Annotated in this window: 15 protein-coding genes, 1 tRNA gene and 1 pseudogene; 12 read left to right on the forward strand and 5 right to left on the reverse strand. The window is 63.1% G+C overall.

The features are described 5' to 3' along the window. The coding region (locus Mgrana_RS15075) for a vitamin B12 dependent-methionine synthase activation domain-containing protein (RefSeq protein WP_276309164.1) at nucleotides 1-839 on the forward strand (839 nt) is incomplete at its 5' end. A gap of 11 nt (nucleotides 840-850) precedes the next feature. Here Mgrana_RS15075 and Mgrana_RS15080 read toward each other — a convergent pair. Both Mgrana_RS15080 and Mgrana_RS15085 read right to left on the reverse strand, forming a co-directional pair. Then, the gene (locus Mgrana_RS15080; protein WP_119358418.1) at nucleotides 851-1,843 is read right to left on the reverse strand and encodes a sodium:calcium antiporter; all 993 of its coding nucleotides are present in this window, start codon (nucleotides 1,841-1,843) and stop codon (nucleotides 851-853) included. 3 nt (nucleotides 1,844-1,846) lie between these two features. Next, on the reverse strand, nucleotides 1,847-2,803 hold the full coding sequence (locus Mgrana_RS15085; RefSeq protein ID WP_119358419.1) for a PIG-L deacetylase family protein: 957 nt from the start codon (nucleotides 2,801-2,803) through the stop codon (nucleotides 1,847-1,849). A gap of 239 nt (nucleotides 2,804-3,042) precedes the next feature. Here Mgrana_RS15085 and Mgrana_RS15090 point away from each other — a divergent pair, with 239 nt between their 5' ends. Beyond that, on the forward strand, nucleotides 3,043-4,323 hold the full coding sequence (locus tag Mgrana_RS15090) for a molybdopterin-dependent oxidoreductase (protein WP_240631398.1): 1,281 nt from the start codon (nucleotides 3,043-3,045) through the stop codon (nucleotides 4,321-4,323). A 9-nt stretch (nucleotides 4,324-4,332) separates the two neighbouring features. Then, nucleotides 4,333-4,749, forward strand: coding sequence for a c-type cytochrome (locus Mgrana_RS15095; RefSeq protein ID WP_119358420.1), 417 nt, complete (start codon nucleotides 4,333-4,335; stop codon nucleotides 4,747-4,749). A gap of 92 nt (nucleotides 4,750-4,841) precedes the next feature. Here the strand turns inward: Mgrana_RS15095 and secA are convergent, their stop codons facing one another. Then, complete coding sequence (secA, locus tag Mgrana_RS15100) at nucleotides 4,842-7,895, reverse strand: preprotein translocase subunit SecA (protein ID WP_119358421.1); 3,054 nt, start codon at nucleotides 7,893-7,895, stop codon at nucleotides 4,842-4,844. 82 nt (nucleotides 7,896-7,977) lie between these two features. Beyond that, a complete protein-coding gene (gene mgtE, locus Mgrana_RS15105) occupies nucleotides 7,978-9,333 on the reverse strand; it encodes a magnesium transporter (protein ID WP_119358432.1) in 1,356 nt (451 codons plus the stop codon). 271 nt (nucleotides 9,334-9,604) lie between these two features. Between mgtE and ffh the strand changes: the two genes are divergently transcribed. From ffh to rplS, 6 genes are all read left to right on the forward strand, one after another. Further along, complete coding sequence (ffh, locus tag Mgrana_RS15110; RefSeq protein ID WP_119358422.1) at nucleotides 9,605-10,909, forward strand: signal recognition particle protein; 1,305 nt, start codon at nucleotides 9,605-9,607, stop codon at nucleotides 10,907-10,909. 42 nt (nucleotides 10,910-10,951) lie between these two features. Further along, nucleotides 10,952-11,194, forward strand: coding sequence for a 30S ribosomal protein S16 (gene rpsP, locus Mgrana_RS15115; protein WP_119358423.1), 243 nt, complete (start codon nucleotides 10,952-10,954; stop codon nucleotides 11,192-11,194). A gap of 67 nt (nucleotides 11,195-11,261) precedes the next feature. Next, a complete protein-coding gene (locus tag Mgrana_RS15120; RefSeq protein ID WP_119358424.1) occupies nucleotides 11,262-11,480 on the forward strand; it encodes a KH domain-containing protein in 219 nt (72 codons plus the stop codon). A gap of 10 nt (nucleotides 11,481-11,490) precedes the next feature. Beyond that, nucleotides 11,491-11,994 (forward strand): ribosome maturation factor RimM, encoded by a 504-nt coding sequence (rimM, locus tag Mgrana_RS15125; protein WP_119358425.1) that lies wholly within the window; start codon nucleotides 11,491-11,493, stop codon nucleotides 11,992-11,994. Nucleotides 11,995-12,009: 15 nt separating this feature from the next. After that, entirely contained in the window at nucleotides 12,010-12,732 is a 723-nt protein-coding gene (gene trmD / locus Mgrana_RS15130; RefSeq protein ID WP_119358426.1) for a tRNA (guanosine(37)-N1)-methyltransferase TrmD, read from the forward strand. A gap of 141 nt (nucleotides 12,733-12,873) precedes the next feature. Further along, entirely contained in the window at nucleotides 12,874-13,332 is a 459-nt protein-coding gene (gene rplS, locus Mgrana_RS15135) for a 50S ribosomal protein L19 (RefSeq protein ID WP_119358427.1), read from the forward strand. A 61-nt stretch (nucleotides 13,333-13,393) separates the two neighbouring features. Here rplS and truD read toward each other — a convergent pair whose 3' ends face one another. Continuing rightward, a complete protein-coding gene (gene truD / locus Mgrana_RS15140; protein WP_119358428.1) occupies nucleotides 13,394-14,485 on the reverse strand; it encodes a tRNA pseudouridine(13) synthase TruD in 1,092 nt (363 codons plus the stop codon). 80 nt (nucleotides 14,486-14,565) lie between these two features. On the opposite strand from truD, the pseudogene tilS reads away from it, so the two are divergent. From tilS to Mgrana_RS15155, 3 genes and pseudogenes are all read left to right on the forward strand, one after another. Next, nucleotides 14,566-16,142 (forward strand): annotated as a pseudogene (gene tilS / locus Mgrana_RS15145) (tRNA lysidine(34) synthetase TilS). 50 nt (nucleotides 16,143-16,192) lie between these two features. Beyond that, nucleotides 16,193-16,284, forward strand: a tRNA-Ser gene (locus Mgrana_RS15150). Nucleotides 16,285-16,400: 116 nt separating this feature from the next. Next, entirely contained in the window at nucleotides 16,401-16,808 is a 408-nt protein-coding gene (locus Mgrana_RS15155) for a YbjN domain-containing protein (RefSeq protein WP_119358430.1), read from the forward strand. The last annotated feature ends 61 nt before the right edge of the window (nucleotides 16,809-16,869 follow it).

Genomic DNA, 16,869 nt, shown 5'->3' on the forward strand with positions numbered 1-16,869 from the left:
CCCCCTTCTGGGGGCGGCGGGTGGTGGGTCCGGAAGCGCTCGAGCTAGGGGTCATTGCCGGATACCTCAACAAAAATGCCCTGTTTCGGGGGCAGTGGGGCTTTCGCCGGGGGGAGCGGGATCGGGCCGAGTACGAAGCCGAGCTCGAGCGCCTGGCCGAGCCGCTGCTGCGGGATCTTCTGGAACAAGCCCTGACCGAGGGCACCCTGCAACCCGCGGTGGTCTATGGCTACTGGCCGGTGGCCGCGGATAAGAATGACCTCATCGTTTTTGATCCGCAGACCGGAGCCGAGCGCTTTCGCTTTGCCTTCCCCCGCCAGGCTGGAGGGCGCCACCTGTGCATCTCCGATTTCTTCCGCGCCCGCTACGCCGAGCCGCTGGGCCAGGAGTCCCTCTTCATCCCTCCGCTGGCCTGGGAAAATGGCGCCAGGGATGTGCTGGGGGCCCAAGTGGTGACCATGGGGCGCGTCGCTTCAGAGGTCGCCGCGCGGATGTTTGCCCACAGCGAGTACCAGCAATACCTTTACTGGCACGGATTCTCGGTGGAGATGGCCGAGGCTTTGGCGGAATACTGGCACAAGCGGATGCGCCAACAGCTCGAGATTGCCGGGGACGATGCCACCGATTTGCGCGGGCTGTTTCAGCAAGGCTATCAGGGCAGCCGGTACAGTTTTGGCTATCCGGCTTGTCCACGCCTAGAGGATCAGCAGCACCTGCAAGCGCTGCTGCATTGGAGCGAGATTGGGGTGGAGCTGAGCGAGGAGTATCAGCTTCACCCGGAACAATCCACCAGTGCGATTGTGGTGCACCATCCAGCCGCCAAGTATTTTAACTTGTGAAGAGGATCGGATCAGGTCCGCAGCAGAAAGATCAACCCCATCGCCAGCAGATAAACCACCAGGATGCCCGAGGTATCCCAGGCCAGCACGGTCTGCTTCTTGAGGGTTTGGTAGGTCAGCCCGGTGAGCAACAGGCCGTACATCAGCATCACCGCCAGCACCGCCACTTGGTGGTTGGGGTGTACTGAGGCCAGCAGCGGCCCCCGGGTAAAGGCCAGATCGTCGAGGGCCAGGATCAAGATGTTGAAAAGGTTGCTGCCCAACACGTTGCCGAGGCCCAGCTCGAGCGCACCCATGCGCACCGCTGCCAGCGAGACCACCACCTCTGGCAGCGAGGTGGTGACGGCGATCAGCAGGGTGCCTACAAAAGCCTGGCCCCAGCCGGTCTGCTGGGCAAGCTGCTCGCCCAGGTGCGGCAAGAAGGTGGCCGCGAGAATCACCACGGCCGCAGCCAGGCTGTAGCGCGTGGCGGCGGTGCGTAGAGAAAGGGATTCATACCTCGCTTCCGCCTGGGCTTGCACCTGTCCGGCCAAGCGCCGCTGTTCAAACCGGAAAATCAGCCGCACGGCGAGCAGATAGGCGGCCGCAAACAGCAGCGAGTACAGCCCGAGCCAGCCTAACCGGGGGACATACGCCCCGCCCAGCAGGCTCAGCCCGACCAGCCCGATCAACACCAGGCCTAAGCCGATGGATAGGGCATGGCCTTGATGGGCCCGGCTCGAGAGCGGGATACGCCCCCCTACCGCATCCATCAGGGAGAGGATCAGCAGGTTGAACATGCAACTGCCCAGCACATCCCCCACCGCGATGTCCGGCAGCCCCTGCACCGACGCGCTGACCCCGGTGAAGAGCTCTGGCAGGCTGGTGGTGGCCGCCACCACCACCAGCCCAATCCAAGTACGCCCCAGGCCGGTTTTCTCGGCCAGAACATCGCCATAGCGGGCCAGCAGGGTTCCGGCATAGACGATGAGCCCAGCCGTCAGGAAGAAGAGGGTCCAGGTCATCGGTCAGGGAGGGGAGTGGTCGTCAATCTCCGGCAGCGGCAAGGGGCTGAGGAGCTCGTTTTGACGCACAAAGGCCTCCATAAACCGCCCGATGATGATGATCTGGCTGTGATGGGCTCGAGCCGCCGCGAGCTTGGTCTGAATTTGCGCTTCGGTCAGGGGCACGCGCTGCCAGGGCAGCCGCCGGCCCCTCGGGGGAGGCTCCAGCGGCAGGCCGGGGTGCAGCCCCTTGGGCAAGGGCCACTCCAACCCACCATGCACAATCCAAAACCGGGCTTTGTGCAGCTCTTTCCGCTTGCCCAGGATGCGCAAGACCAGATCGCCGGTGGCCCGGTGGTCGGGGTGGGCATCGAGCGGGCTAGGGGCCAGCACCACCGTGGGCTTGATTTCGTCCAGCACGCGCTCCAGGTCGCGCTCGAGGTTCTCCCCGGTGTAGAGCGCTCCCGGTGAAAGCGTACCGGGGTAGGGGACGCGGTCTACCCCGGTATGCGGGGCGGTGAAAGGGTAGTAGTAGTAGTCCAGGAAGAGCCGCAGGAGGCCCTGATCGGGGTAGCCCAGAAACCGCAGGTGATCCTCCGGGACCCCCATCAGCTTGGCCCCGGCCCGGGCCTCCCCCATGCGCCGCAGGCCCAGCTCGAGCATGGCCTTGTGTCCGGGGTCGGGGGTACGCCGCAGCAGGACCGCATCCCACTCAAAACCGTCCCCACTGGTCAGCCAGGCGATGTAAACCTGAGCCCCGGCAAGCCGGGCCTGTTGGAGCCCTCCTGCACAGCAAAGCACCTCGTCATCAGGGTGCGGGGCCAGCATCAGCACCCGATCGTTGGCGCTGAACCCAGGGGCCACGGGTAAACGCGCAATCTGGGGGTTGTAGTACAAGCGATACAGCCAGGTGATCAAGCCGGGGGCGTTGATCCATAAGATCAACACCAGCGCCACTATGCCCAATAAGACCCAAACCATATGTCGCCTAGCGAGGGGTTTTGCCCGCATCCTAAGCCCATCCTAGCCGATTTGTGGACGGGGAAGGATTAGAGAGGAGGCCGGGGCGCGGTAAAAATTGCTTGCAGGGCTCTTTACCTAGGGAGCCTTTTAGCGCTATGCTCCTGTTGCGATACAAGGGGGTGGTACCTGGAGCCAACGCAGATCGCTGAATGGATGCTCGTGCAGGTCATGTACAGATCTTCTTGTGGAGGATGCAGATGATGGAAAACGCGATCAAACGCCGGGCTTTTTTGCGGAAAGCGGCAAGCGTCCTGGCGGCGGCAGGGGTTTTGCCCTTGGTCAAGGCCCAGACCTCGAGCCAGGCTTCGGAGGCCCTGCCCAGCTTCACCGGGCCGCAGGCCAACCCCTACTGGAACGGGGTGAACCCCTTCGTGGTCTATCCGCAGAAGCTGCCCTTGCTGCGGCTCACCGACCGGGGGATTCAGCTCGAGACCCCTCGGCAGTACTTCCGCACCGCCTTCACCCCCAATGAGGCCTTCTTCGTCCGCTACCACCTCGACCTGATCCCCAACAGCATTGACCTCTCGAGCTGGCGGCTCAATATCGAGGGCAATGTGGAGAAGCCGGTTTCCCTCTCCATGCAAGACCTGCTGGAGCGCTTCAAACCCGTCTCAATTGCGGCGGTGAATCAGTGCTCGGGTAACTCCCGCAGCCGCTTTCAGCCCCGCGTCCCCGGAGGCCAGTGGGGCAATGGGGCCATGGGCAATGCCCTGTGGACTGGGGTCCGGCTGATGGACTTGCTGAGCGCGGCCGGGGTCAAGTCGGATACGGTTCAGCTCCAGTTTCAGGGTCTAGAGCGGGGCCCAGGCCCCGAGGGCAAGGGTTCGCATGCCTTTATGAAGTCCCTGGACTGGAATGACCCGGTCCTGCAGGAAAGCATCGTGGCCTATCAGATGAACGGCGAGCCACTGCCCATGCTCAACGGCTTTCCGGTGCGGCTGATCGCGCCGGGCAAGTTCTCCACCTACTGGATGAAGCACCTGACCTGGATCCGGGCCCTCAACAAGCCGGACGACAACTTCTGGATGGCCACCGCCTACCGCATCCCCGACACCCCCCGCGGCAACACCACCCCAGCCGACATCGCGGCGGGGAAGGTCAAGACCATACCCATCGGCAAGATGCCGGTGCGCTCCTTCATCGTAGACCCCGATGGCTCGAGCAAGCTGATCGCGGGCCTGCCGGTAGAGATCCGGGGGGTGGCCTTTAGCGGGTATGGCCGCGTGACCAAGGTAGAGGTCTCGTTGGACGGGGGCAAAACCTGGCAGATCGCCAGCCTGGGCGCCTTCTACGGCCCCTATTCTTTCCGTACCTGGAGCTTCCAATGGAAGCCCACCCAGCCGGGTCGGTATACGCTGGCGGTGCGGGCGACCGACGAACAGGGCAACGTGCAGCCGGACGAGCCGGTCTGGAACCCTGGAGGCTACCTTTGGAACCGCATCGAGCGCCAGGATGTGGTGGTGGGTACGGCCAGCTAGGAGGACACCATGAAGCGCTACTACTGGATGTTGCTGGTGTTGCTGGGGGTTTGGGTGGTGGCTCAGGATTCAAGCCTTCCTGGCCTCAAGGAAGAGGGAAACTATACCCAAGGAACCCTGGGCCAGGTGTTGCAGCCTCTCCCGGTGACCAATGCCCAGCCGGATGGGGTCTATAGCGTGGGGGCCTGGCCCCAGTACACCCCCGAGCTGGCCGACGGGCCGGGCAAAGAGCTGGTGCAGAGCTACTGCCAGGTTTGCCACAGCAGCACCTACATCACCATGCAGCCCCCCCTGCCTGCGGCTACCTGGGATGCCGAGGTGCAGAAGATGATCAAGACCTTTGGCGCGCAGATCCCCGATGATGCCGCCCAGCAGATCACGGCCTACCTGCAGGCCCACTACACCCCAGAAACGCGGAAGCAGTAAGGCCGCTGCGGCCACCAAACTTCACGCTCCCTTTGGGGAGCGTGATTTTGATTGCGGCCGGGGGATACCCCTTCAGCTAAAGGGGAAAGCGGTTAGCTCTTGTTCTTTTTTTTCTCCTCCCGCTCGAGCTTGCGGCGCTCCTGGCGGCTTAGGCGGCCGGCAGTGCTCGAAGGACGCGAACTCCGCACGGTGAAGGGGTCAAAGGTGGTGCTGGCGTTGGCGGGGAGGGGTTGCAGCCCTGGGTCCGCCGGCATGGGCTCAGGCTCCAGGGCCTGTACTGGCTGGGGGTTGAGCTCGATCTTCAGGCGGAAGAGGTATTTGGCCACCTCAGATTTAATATTCCCGATCATCTCGTTGAAGAAGCGGGTGCCCTCGAGCTTGTACTCCTGGAAGGGGTCGCGTTGGCCGTAGCCGCGCAGAAAGATCCCCTGCTTCAGCACGTCCATGCTGTGCAGGTGCTCTTTCCAGGCATTGTCTACCACCTGCAAGGTGACGAAGCGCTCCACCCCCCGTGCCAACCCCGGTCCCATCGCCTCCAGCTCGGCTTCGCGGGCTTCATAAGCGGCTCGAGCCGCCTCCACCAGCTTTTCTATGCCCTCGTCGGCCTTGAGTTGGCGCAGGCTTTCGAAGTCAAAGCTGGCCAACTGGGGGACGTAATCCACCAAGCTGCTGCGCAGGCCCTCTATATCCCAGTCCTCGGGGTGTTGCTGTGGATTCAGGAAGTTGGAGGCCACCGCATCCACTGCGTCCTCCACCATGCCCAGGGCTCCCTCACGCACCTCCCCATCGGAGCCGAGCAAAACCCTGCGGCGCTGGGCATAGACCACCTCGCGCTGCTTGGCCATCACCTCGTCGAGCTGCAGGAGCTGCTTGCGGATGCCGAAATTGCGATCTTCAACCCGCTTCTGTGCGCGCTCGATGCTGTTGGTGACCATGCCGTTTTCGATGGGCTCGCTGTCGTCAAAGCCCATCCGGTCGAGCATCCCGATGATCCGCTCCGAGGCAAACAATCGCATCAGGTCATCGTCAAAGCTGACGTAAAAGCGGCTCGAGCCCGGATCCCCCTGGCGGCCGGAGCGCCCCCGGAGCTGGTTGTCAATTCGGCGCGACTCGTGCCGTTCGGTGCCGATGATGTGCAGCCCCCCGAGCTCCTTAACCCGTACCTCGTCCGCCGCGCAGGTATCGCGCAAGCGGCGAATTTCCTCCAGAATCTCGGGCCGCACCCCCAACTCAGCCGCCATCTGCTGGACTTCCTCGCTGGCCCCGCCCACGGCCTTTTTGATGAAGAGCTCAACCCGCCACTCGTAGCGGTTGAAGCCTTCTTTCTCCAGCAGCGCGGCAGCCAGGTACTCGGCATTGCCCCCCAGCTTGATATCGGTGCCGCGCCCGGCCATGTTGGTCGAGATGGTCACGGTCTTGCTGCGCCCGGCCTGGGCTACGATCTCCGATTCCTTCTCGTGGTATTTGGCATTCAGAACCTGGTGGGGAATACCCTTACGGATGAGCTCGGCGGTGTGAACGGTTTTTCTGAGCCATTCCCAAGCCGTGCGCAGGTTACCCTTGGCCGGAATCAGCGACTCGAAGGGCTCGAGCTCCTGTTCACGCAAGCTGCCCGGACGCTCCAAGGCTTTGCGCAGCTTGTCCCAACCCTCCCCGCTTTGCTTTTCCGCCGCCTTGAGCAGGGTTTGCACGCGGGATTCCACCCGGGGCAGGAAGTGCCGGGCCTCTTTGAGCATCGCGCTCAGGCGTTCGCTTTTCTCCACCGAGACGGTGCCCACCAGTACGGGCTGGCCCTTCTCGAACTTCTCAGCAATCTCCTCAACCACCGCGAAGAACTTGCCCCGTTCGGTGCGATACACAACATCTGCGGCGTCGGCGCGGATCACCTTGCGGTTGGTGGGGACGATGATCACGTCCATGCCATAGATGTCTTGGAACTCTTTTTCCTCGGTTTTGGCCGTCCCGGTCATACCTGAGACTTTTTCAAACAGGCGGAAAAAGTTCTGGTAGGTGACGGTGGCCAAGGTTTGGTTCTCGCGCTCGATCTTGACGCCCTCTTTGGCTTCGATGGCCTGATGCAACCCCTCCCCGAAGCGCCGCCCAGGCTGCAGGCGCCCGGTGAACTCATCCACGATGATCACCTGTTGGACCCGCCGCCCGTCCTCGTCGGTGCCCTCCTGGACGATGTACTCGCGATCTTTGAAGTAGAGCTCCTTGGCCCGAATGGCCTGGGTCAGCATGTGGGCCAGCTCCATGTTCTCGGTATTGAAGAGCCCCTCGATGCCCAGCATCTTCTCGGCCTTGGCGATGCCCTGCAGGGTGAGGTGAACCGCCTTTTGCTTCTCCTCGATGGTGTAGTCCCCGGTGGGGTCTTCTTTGCTGCCTGGCGGGGCCTTCTCGCCCTTCTCGAGCTTCTTGGCCAGCTCGGCCATGCGGTAGTACATATCGGTGGCCTTCTCGGCGGGGCCACTGATGATGAGCGGGGTGCGGGCCTCATCGATCAGGATGCTGTCCACCTCGTCTACGATGGCGTAGTGCAGGGGGGTGTCGTGGCGCAGCACCAGTCCCTCAGGAGCAGTGGCCATGTTGTCGCGGAGGTAGTCGAAGCCCAGCTCCGAGTTGGTCACATAGGTCACGTCGCAGAGGTAAGCCTGGCGGCGTTGATCCGGGGAGGTATGGTTTTGCACCACCCCCACGCTGAGGCCTAAGCCCTTATAAATGGGCCCCATCCACTCCGAGTCGCGCTTGGCCAGGTAATCGTTGACCGTAACCAGGTGAACCCCTTTGCCGCTGAGGGCGTTGAGGGCTACCGCCAGGGTGGCGACCAGGGTCTTGCCCTCGCCGGTTTTCATCTCGGCGATTTTGCCCTCGTGCAGCACCGCTCCCCCGATGAGCTGTACGTCAAAGTGGCGCATCCCCAGAAAGCGCTTGGCGGCTTCGCGGGTCAGGGCAAAGGCGCGGGGCAAGAGCTCCTCCAGGCTTTTCCCGCCCCGGTGCTCCTCGCGCAAAGCGGCATAGGCCGCGGCCAGGTCGGAGATCTTTGAAACTTCGTCCTCGAGGGCATTGGTGGGCTCGACGACCTCTTTCCAGTAGCGCGCCACCTTGCGCTCGTTGTTATCGAGTAATCGGTTTATCCAGGGCAACATAACCAAACCGGATTGTACCCTGTCCGGATGAGAATGAGAGGGGTATTTGTGCGGATAGGGCTTTAGGAAGGGCCTGGGAAGCCTAAGTGGGCTTGATGTGTAGCAGCCACTGGGCAATGGTCAGGTAGATCAAAAGCCCGGTGATATCGCTCAAGGTGGCGATCAGCGGGTTGGAGATCAGGGCGGGGTCTAGCCCCAGCTTTTTGATCCCGATGGGCAGTAGGGCCCCCAGCATGTTGGTTACGGTCATCAGGACCGCCAGTGAAACCGCCACCACCAGCAGGATATCCCCATGCCCATCCAGCAGGATCTTGGCGGAGAGCAGTACCGCCAGGGTGATCCCCAAAAGGGCGCCTACCGCAAACTCCTTGCCCAGGATGCGCAGGGAATCCCGCCCCCGCACATCCCCAGTGGCCAGAGCCCGCACGATCAGGGTGCTGGATTGATTGCCGGTATTCCCGCCGGCCCCCAGCAGGATGGTGATGTAGAAGGTCAAGGCCGTAACGGCCTGCAGGGTGTTCTGAAAGCCCTCGAGGATGGTGCTGGAAAACATCGCCCCCACCACCAGGATCACCAGCCAGCGTACCCGTGCGCTCCACAGCGCCCACACGCTTGACTTGCTATAGACCAGCTCCGGCGACTCCACCGCGCCCAGGCGGTAGATGTCCTCGGTGGCTTCCTCCTGGATCACGTCGATCACGTCGTCAACGGTGATGATGCCCACCAGAACTCCGTGCTCGTTGACCACCGGGAGCACATTGAAGTTATAGTCTGCCATGATCCGCGCCACCTCCTCCTGACCGGTGTCGTCCCGCACCGAGACCACATCGGGGTTCATGATCTCGGCCACCTTGGTCTTGGGATCGGCGATGATCAGGTCGCGCAGGCTCAGCACCCCCTCGAGCCGCCCCTGGGCGTCTACCACGTAGATGGACTCAATGGTCTCGGCATCCGGTGCCTCTCGGCGCAGAAAGCGGAAGACTTCCTCGACCCGCTGAAAGTCGCGCACCGCCACGTACTCCGGGGTCATGATCCCGCCGGCTTCGTCCTCGTCGTATTCGGCGAGCTCTTCAACCTCGGCCCGGGTCTGGGGGTCGAGCTGGCTGAGCAGGGCTTGGGCGGCCTCGGGGCTCTCCTCCTCGACCGCGTTGATGGTATCGGTCAGGTCGTCGAGCGAAAGCTCGCCCAGCAGTTCTTTGATCCGGCTGGGGGGGAGGGCCTCGAGCAGCTCGGCCTGCTCGTTTTCCTCGAGGTGGCTGAAGACCTCGGCGGCGTCGGCAGGGGAGAGCAGGGTCAGAATGGGCAGGTGATGCTCTGGGGTGAACTCCGACCAGTGCTCTAAGAGCTGGGCGGGATAAAGCTCGTCCAGCGCAGCCCGGATCTTGGAGGTATCCCCTTCGGCCAGGGCGGCTTGGAGGGCCTCGAGGGCATAGCGGATGATATTGGGGTCGGTGTCGCTGTAATTCAGCACGCTCGGCCTCCTTTACCCAGGCCCTCGTGCTGAGCCGGGTCGGTCCTCTAAACGCCCCGAGCAGTGTAGCCCCCCAGGTCGGGGCCTGTAAACCGGGAGCGAGTCGGCGGCCAGACTTGATATTGACACGCTCAACCTATTGCTGCTACCCTAGCGGGCGGCCTTTAGGAAACCGGCCAGAAACCGCAAAAAAGCCATGAGTGGTTTCTTGGGCTCCTGGGCGCTAGAATGAACCGGTATGTTTGAGACCCTTTCCCAGCGTATCCGCGCCGCAGTTGACAAGCTGCGGGGGCGAGGCCGTATCACCGAAGCCGATCTCAAGGCCACCCTGCGCGAGATTCGCATGAGCCTGCTCGAGGCCGATGTGAACTTTGAGGTCGCCAAGGGCTTCGTGCAGAGCGTTCAGGAAAAGACCCTGGGGGCGCAGGTGCTCGAGAGCCTAACCCCAGCCGAGCAGATCCTCAGCGTGGTGTACGAGGAGCTGGTGAAGATGCTGGGCGGGGAGGCCAAGCAGCCGGTTCTCAAGAGCGAGGGCAACCTCTGGTTCATGGTGGGGCTACAGGGCTCGGGAAAGACCACCACCTCGGGTAAGCTGGCCCTCTTCTACAAGTCCAAGGGGCGCCGCCCCCTCCTGGTGGCTGCCGATACCCAGCGTCCGGCGGCGCGGGATCAACTGCGTATCCTGGGGGAACGAATTGGGGTGCCGGTATTGGAGGTGGCCGATGGGGAGCGCCCTGAGACCACCCGTACCCGCATTCAACAGCACCTGACCTTCGATTACCGCGACCTGGTGATCGTGGACACCGCCGGTCGGCTTCAGATTGACGAGGCCCTGATGGGCGAGCTGGCCAAGCTCAAGGGGGTGCTGGGTCCTTCGGAAACCTTGCTGGTGGTGGACGCCATGACCGGCCAGGAAGCCCTGAATGTTTCCAAGGCTTTCGAGGAACGGATCGGGGTTTCCGGGTTGATCCTCACCAAGCTGGACGGGGACGCGCGGGGTGGGGCTGCGCTTTCGGCTCGGCACGTGACCGGTAAGCCCATCTACTTTGCCGGGGTTTCGGAGAAGATCGAAGGCGGGCTCGAGCCGTTCTACCCCGACCGGCTGGCCCAGCGCATCCTGGGAATGGGAGACCTCCAGACCCTCCTGGAGAAGGCCAAGGCCGCTGAGCTCGAGGCTCCCGACAAGGCCCTCAAAGACATCACCCTCGAGGACCTCATCACCCAGATGCGCCAGCTGCGCAAGATGGGTAGCTTCACCGATATCCTGGGCATGATTCCGGGGATGTCGCGCATGCTCCCGGCGGGGTTCCAGGTGGATGAACGCCAGGTCAACCGGATGGAGGCCATCGTGCTCTCCATGACCCCAAAGGAGCGGCGCGACCCCAAGATCCTGAATGCTTCGCGCCGCAAGCGCATTGCGGCTGGCTCGGGAACCACCGTTCAGGAGGTCAACCGTCTGATCAAGACCTTCGAAGACACCAAAGGTATGATGCGCACCATGCAAAAACAACAAGGCCGTGGGCGCGGCCTGTTTCGGCGCTAGGAGATAACAGCCACATACGCTGTCTCAAATAAGGAGAACCTCATGACCAAGATTCGTCTTTCCCGTTTCGGCAGCAAAGCCAACCCGCACTACCGCATTGTGGTGGTGGATAGCCGGGCCAAGCGCGATGGGGGATACATCGAGCGGGTAGGCTACTACGACCCCCGCCGCACCACCAAAGACTGGCTCAAGCTGGACCAGGAGCGCGTGCAGTACTGGCTTGGGGTGGGGGCTCAGCCCACCGATACAGTAAAGAAGCTGATCAAGCAGGCCAGCGAGGCCTAAACCCCCCCCGATCCCTGTAGGCCCCGTGAGCTTCTCGCTCGCGGGGTTTGGCCTTAGGCTATTACCTATGAAAGACCTGGTGGAGTACCTGGCCAAAGCGGTAGTGGATCATCCCCAAAGCATTCGGGTGGACGAGCGTCGGGGTCGGGAGGGCTTGGTGTACTACATCGAGACCCACCCCGAGGACAAAGGTCGGATCATTGGTCGGCAGGGCCGGGTGATCGAGAGCATCCGCACGGTGGTGCGTTCATATGCCAAAGGACGGGTCAACGTCGAGGTTCGCTAGGGCGGATGGAATGCCGAGCGATACCAGGCGGGTGGAGATTGGGCGGCTGGGGAAGCCCTACGGTTTGCAGGGCGATCTCAAGTATCGCGGTGAACCCGTGATCGAAGCCCTCGAGCGGGTCTATTTGGAAGGGCTGGGTTACCGCTTGATCGAAGCGGTGTACCCGCTCAACCACGAAACCGTGATTCACCTTTCAGGAATTGACGATCGGGCCGCGGCTGAGCGGGTGGCGTTGCTGCGGGTGTATGCCGATGTGGCCGATCTGCCCGAACTCGAGCCCGGGGCTTACTACTACTTTCAGCTCATCGGCCAACCGGTGTTTGTGGAGGGTAAGCTGTTTGGTCAGGTGGTGGACCTCGAGGACGCTGGGGCCCAGGACCTGCTCGTGATCCGGCCCAGCGGAACCTCGCTGCGGGCCCAGCACCAAACCCACCGGGTGCCCCTGCAGGCGCCGTACGTGCGGCTCGAGGAAGACGGCATCCATATCGAGCCGATTCCGGGTTTGCTGGACTAGACCGGTGGGGCTTACATGCGCTATTCCATCCTCACCTTGTTTCCCGAACTGGTGCGCCCCTGGACCCAGGAATCCATCGTTCAGAAGGCCATTGCCAAAGGGCTGATCTCGGTGGGGGTACGCGACATCCGCGAGCAGGCCTCCGATCGGCATAAAACCGCCGATGACACCCCGTACGGTGGGGGGGCGGGCATGGTGATGCGGGTGGATGTCAGCGTGAGGGCCATTGAGGCGGCCGGCCCCGCAGATGAGGTCATCCTGCTGTCTCCGGCGGGGGTGCCGTTTACCCAGGCCCTGGCCGAGGAGTTGGCCACCAAGGAGCATCTGGTGCTGCTGTGTGGGCGCTACGAGGGGATTGACGCCCGGGTGGAGGGATTTATCACCCGCGAGATCTCGATTGGCGACTATGTGCTGATGGGGGGGGAGCTGGGGGCTCTGGTGATTCTCGAGGCCACCGCCCGCCTGATCCCTGGGGTGATCAAAGAGGCCGAGAGCCACCGTCAGGACTCCTTTTCCAGCGGTTTGCTGGATTATCCGCACTACACCCGTCCGGTGGAGTTTCGCGGGCTGAGGGTGCCGGAAATCTTGCGCTCGGGTCATCACACCAAAATCGCCGAATGGCGGCGTAAACAAGCCCTCAAGCGCACCAAAGAGCGCCGTCCGGATCTGCTCGAGCGGGCCGAGCTCACGGCCCAGGACTGGGCCTGGCTCGAGGAGCTCGAGCGGGGTGGGGTTTGACGGTAAAGCTGCGGCTCTGCTACACTCATGAATCGCTGACCAGACCCGATGTGTCTGCTTGCGGGCACACCTGAGGGCAATACTCCATGAACCCACCGCTGCGGGTGCAAAATCGGTTCCGCTGGAAACAGGAGTCAGACCGTGAATAAGGGTGCTTTGCTCAAAGTGGTCGAACAAAAGTATGTTCGCACCGATATCCCCCAGTTCAAGCCCGGCGACACCGTGCGGGTTAACTATAAGGTGCGCGAGGGTAACCGTACCCGGGTCCAGGCTTATGAAGGGGTGGTGCTCAAGATCAAGCGCGGGGGGTTCAACTCGGCCTTTACCGTGCGCAAGATTTCTTTCAACGAGGGCGTGGAGCGCATTTTCCCCTTCAACTCACCGCTGATTGACAGCGTGGAGATCGTGAGCCGGGGCAAGGTCCGAAGGGCCAAGCTCTACTACCTGCGGGAGCTGCGCGGCAAGGCAGCCCGCCTCAAGAGCGACCGCAAGCGCCTCAATGACGATGTGGAGGCTCGAGCGGCTGCGGCCAAAGCCGCGGCTGAAGCCCCACAAGCGGGCGCAGCCAGCCCGGAAGAGGAAAAAGAGGCTCAGGGATAACCCCGGACCCTGGTTGGACCGAGCCCGCGCCCTACGAGGTGCGGGCTTTTGGGTTGGGGGGTCAAGGGGTTTCGGCCTCGTCGGGGGACTCCTCCGGAACCTCCTCGGGATTGCGCTTCATCACCTCGCGCAGGACCGTGGTGGCATAGGCCCCTTTGGGCAGGAAAAAGCTCACCCACAGCCCTTCGGGGCTGGCCTCAACCGACCACTCCTGGAGGGGAAAGCGGATCGTGCGGCGATCCCCGCGCCGGGCCCTGAACTGGCTTTGCTGCAGCCCGTATCTGGCCAGAATCTCGTCTTCGAGGGCTCGAGCCTGGCCCTGGGCCTCGCGGTACTTTTTGCCGTAGAGGGCCCCGGTCGCACTGATCTCGAGCCGCTGGGCCCGCAGGCTTTCCGCCGCTGCGTCTTCAACCACGAACTCCCCGCCGGTATCGTGCTTTTTGGCGATGTCGCCCTGCACTACCTGAGCGAATAAGCCCCGCTCGAGGCGCAGGGCCACCCAGTCATTGAACAACAGGCTTTGCAGGCTGCCTATGAGAAAGCGTTGCAGCCAGGGGTCGCCTCGCCCTAGGCCTTGGGTGATCAGCTCATAGCCCCGCACCGGGTTAAGCCCCCCCAGCCCAAACCGCTGGGGGCCGAAGTAGTTGGGGACCCCCTGGATGGCCAGCTCAGAGAAAACCTGACGGGCGAGCTCGAGGGGGGAGCTCGAGGCCTCCACCACGGCTGGAGACCGGATCAGGATGTGAAAACGATTGCCCTTTAGGTGGCCCACCCGCAGCTTGTTGCCGTGTAAAGCGCTCTTTAGCACCCGTACCCCGAGCTGCTCCTCCAGCCGTTGCAGCCCCTGGCCATACTTGGCCGGTAGGCTGAACCATTGCCGGGTTCGGGCGTGCTTGTCTTTGAGCCCGGCGGCGCCCAGGTGGACTTCCGGTACCCCCAGCAGGTCACGCAGCCCCTCGAGCACGGCTTTTGTGGTCAGGCCTTCCTTTTCGATCCACACGTAGAGGTGCTCGCCGGTGCCGCTGGGCTCATAGGCGGGAACCTCCTCCACTTGAAACTCTGCCGGGGATTGTCGTATAACCCCGCTGATCCCCGGCAGCCTGGGCGTAAGATAGGGGTAGCGGTCGAAATCGAAGCGCAGGGCAGACGTCACGGGCTAGAGTGTATCAAGCGAGGCGACGATTGGAGCACTTCAGAGAACTCGAGGCTCGCTTTGCGAGCCAACTGGCGCAAATGGTTCCCGAGGGCAGCCTGGTGGCGGCGGTCTCCGGCGGGGGAGACTCGGTCGCGTTGCTGCACCTGCTGACCGCTACGCCGCGCCGGGTGATTGTGGCCCACCTAGACCACGCCCTGCGTGAGGACTCCGAGCGCGATGCCCAGTTTGTGCGTGCGCTGGCTGAGCGCCTGGGCTATGAGTGTGTGATTGAGCGCCTCGAGGTGGCCCGAATCGCGGAGACCCGAGGGGCTAACCTCGAGGCCACCGCTCGGGAGCTGCGCTACTCTTTTCTGGCTCGAGTCGCCAAGCTGCATGAGGCCCAGGCCGTGCTTACCGCCCATACCCAAGACGACCAGGCTGAGACCGTGCTGATGCAGCTTTTGCAGGGCACTGGGAGGGGCCTGGGGATGCGGCCCAAGCGGGGCAAGGTGGTGCGTCCGCTGCTGGAGCTGAGCCATGCCATGCTGCGGGCCTATCTGAACTCTAAGGGGGAGAGCTGGCTCGAGGACGTGACCAATGCCGATATCACCTTTGACCGCAACTACCTGCGCCATGAGGTGCTGCCCAACCTGGTGGAGCGCTTTCCCCAGGCCAAAGTGGCCCTGGCGCGCTTTGCGGGGATCTCCCAAGCCGAGGACGATACCCTTGACCCGCTGGCCGCTCGGCTGCTGCACCCGGATCCCCGTTGGCCCTGCCCAGCCTACCGCATTGCTCCGCTGCTGCAGGCCTCACCGGCCCTGCGCCGCCGGGCCTTGCGTCAGGTTTTGGAGCGCTGCGGGCAGCGGCCCGAGAGCCGCTTGATCTATGCCCTCGAGCGGGCCCTGGAGGAGACAGCCTTTACCCTGCCCGAGGGCTGGATTGTCCGGCGGCGTGACGGCACCTTGTTCCTCATCCCCCCAAATCTGAGCACGGTAGCGCGGTGGCCTGGAAGCCGGATAGCTCAGCCGGGGGATTACCTTCAGATGGCGGGGGGTAGGAAACGGCTGGTGGAGTTTTTGGGCGAACGCGGGGTGCCCAGCGAGCTCAAGCAGATCTGGCCGGTGTTGGCGGAGGGCAGCTTGGTGCGCGAGGTCTGGGGGTTGTGGCCCGAGCCGGAGGATGCTCGCTTTATGGCCCTGGCCCTCGAGGAGGCGGAGAGCGCTGCCCGCCAGGGAGAGGTGCCGGTAGGGGCGGTTATTGTGCAGGGGGGGAAGCTGCTGGCTCGAGCCCGCAACCGGGTCGAAGAGGCCAAGTACGCCACCGCCCATGCCGAGTTTCTGGCCCTTCAACGGGCCTTCCAGGTGACCGGGAAGAAGGTGCTGCCGGAGGCCACCCTCTATGTGACCCTCGAGCCCTGCGCGATGTGCTTCGGGGCTTTGATAGAGGCACAGGTGGGCCGGGTGGTATACGGGGCGGAGAACCTCAAGGCGGGGGCGGTCACGGCTCATGGGCTGGTCCCGCCCTTCGCCTGGGAGGGGGGGTGGCTCGAGCGGGAGTCTGGCCGATTGCTGCGCGAGTTTTTCGCTCGCCGCCGTCAGCCCAATGCCGTGCAGGCTCAGGGCCCCATCACCCTCGAAGAATCCTCAGGCTAGCACGGCTCGAGGAGTTGTGCTAAAGTCTCTATTCGGCCCTGAGGGCTTGGGGCTTAAAACCGAGCAGGCGCCTGGAGGGGTGCCGGAGTGGTTGATCGGGCCGGTCTCGAAAACCGGTATAGGGGGTAACCCCTATCGAGGGTTCGAATCCCTCCTCCTCCGCCAAACGGGGGCCGGGCTTGTCGGCCCCTCCTGATTTTTGGCCAGCCTGAACCCTGCAGCGGCCGCAAAGCCAGTCAGTTGCACTTTGATGGAGGGTTTTTGCGGGTATCCTCATAGGGATGGATACCGTATTGCGCGATATCACCTGCGAGGAGTTGGGAATTTTGCTCCATCAGCTGGGGATCAATGCCGAACGGGTCAAGGAAGACCTGTTCAGCCTCGAGTTTGCGGGGGGGCTCAAGAGTCACCTCATCACCTATGGCGAACCCCATCTGAGCAGCCTGCAACTGCGGGCGGGGTTCACCGGCTTTGACCGGGTGGAGCCCCGTCACCTGCTTTCGTGGAACCGGCGGTATCGTTTTTCCAAGGCGTACCTGGATAACGATGGGGACCCAGTGCTGGAGGGTGATTTGCGGCTTGAAGGGGTCACCCCTGAGGCCATTCAGGTGTTCCTGCGCGACTTTGGCGACCAGGTCAACCTGTTTTTCGCCTACTTGCGCATGATTGACGCCGGTTTGGTGGAGTAGGAAACCGCTCCGAACCTGGGGTGCTCCGGTTTTCCTTACCCCACCCAAAACCCCCACGCCC

Source organism: Meiothermus granaticius NBRC 107808, from assembly GCF_003574355.1.
GTDB lineage: Bacteria > Deinococcota > Deinococci > Deinococcales > Thermaceae > Meiothermus > Meiothermus granaticius.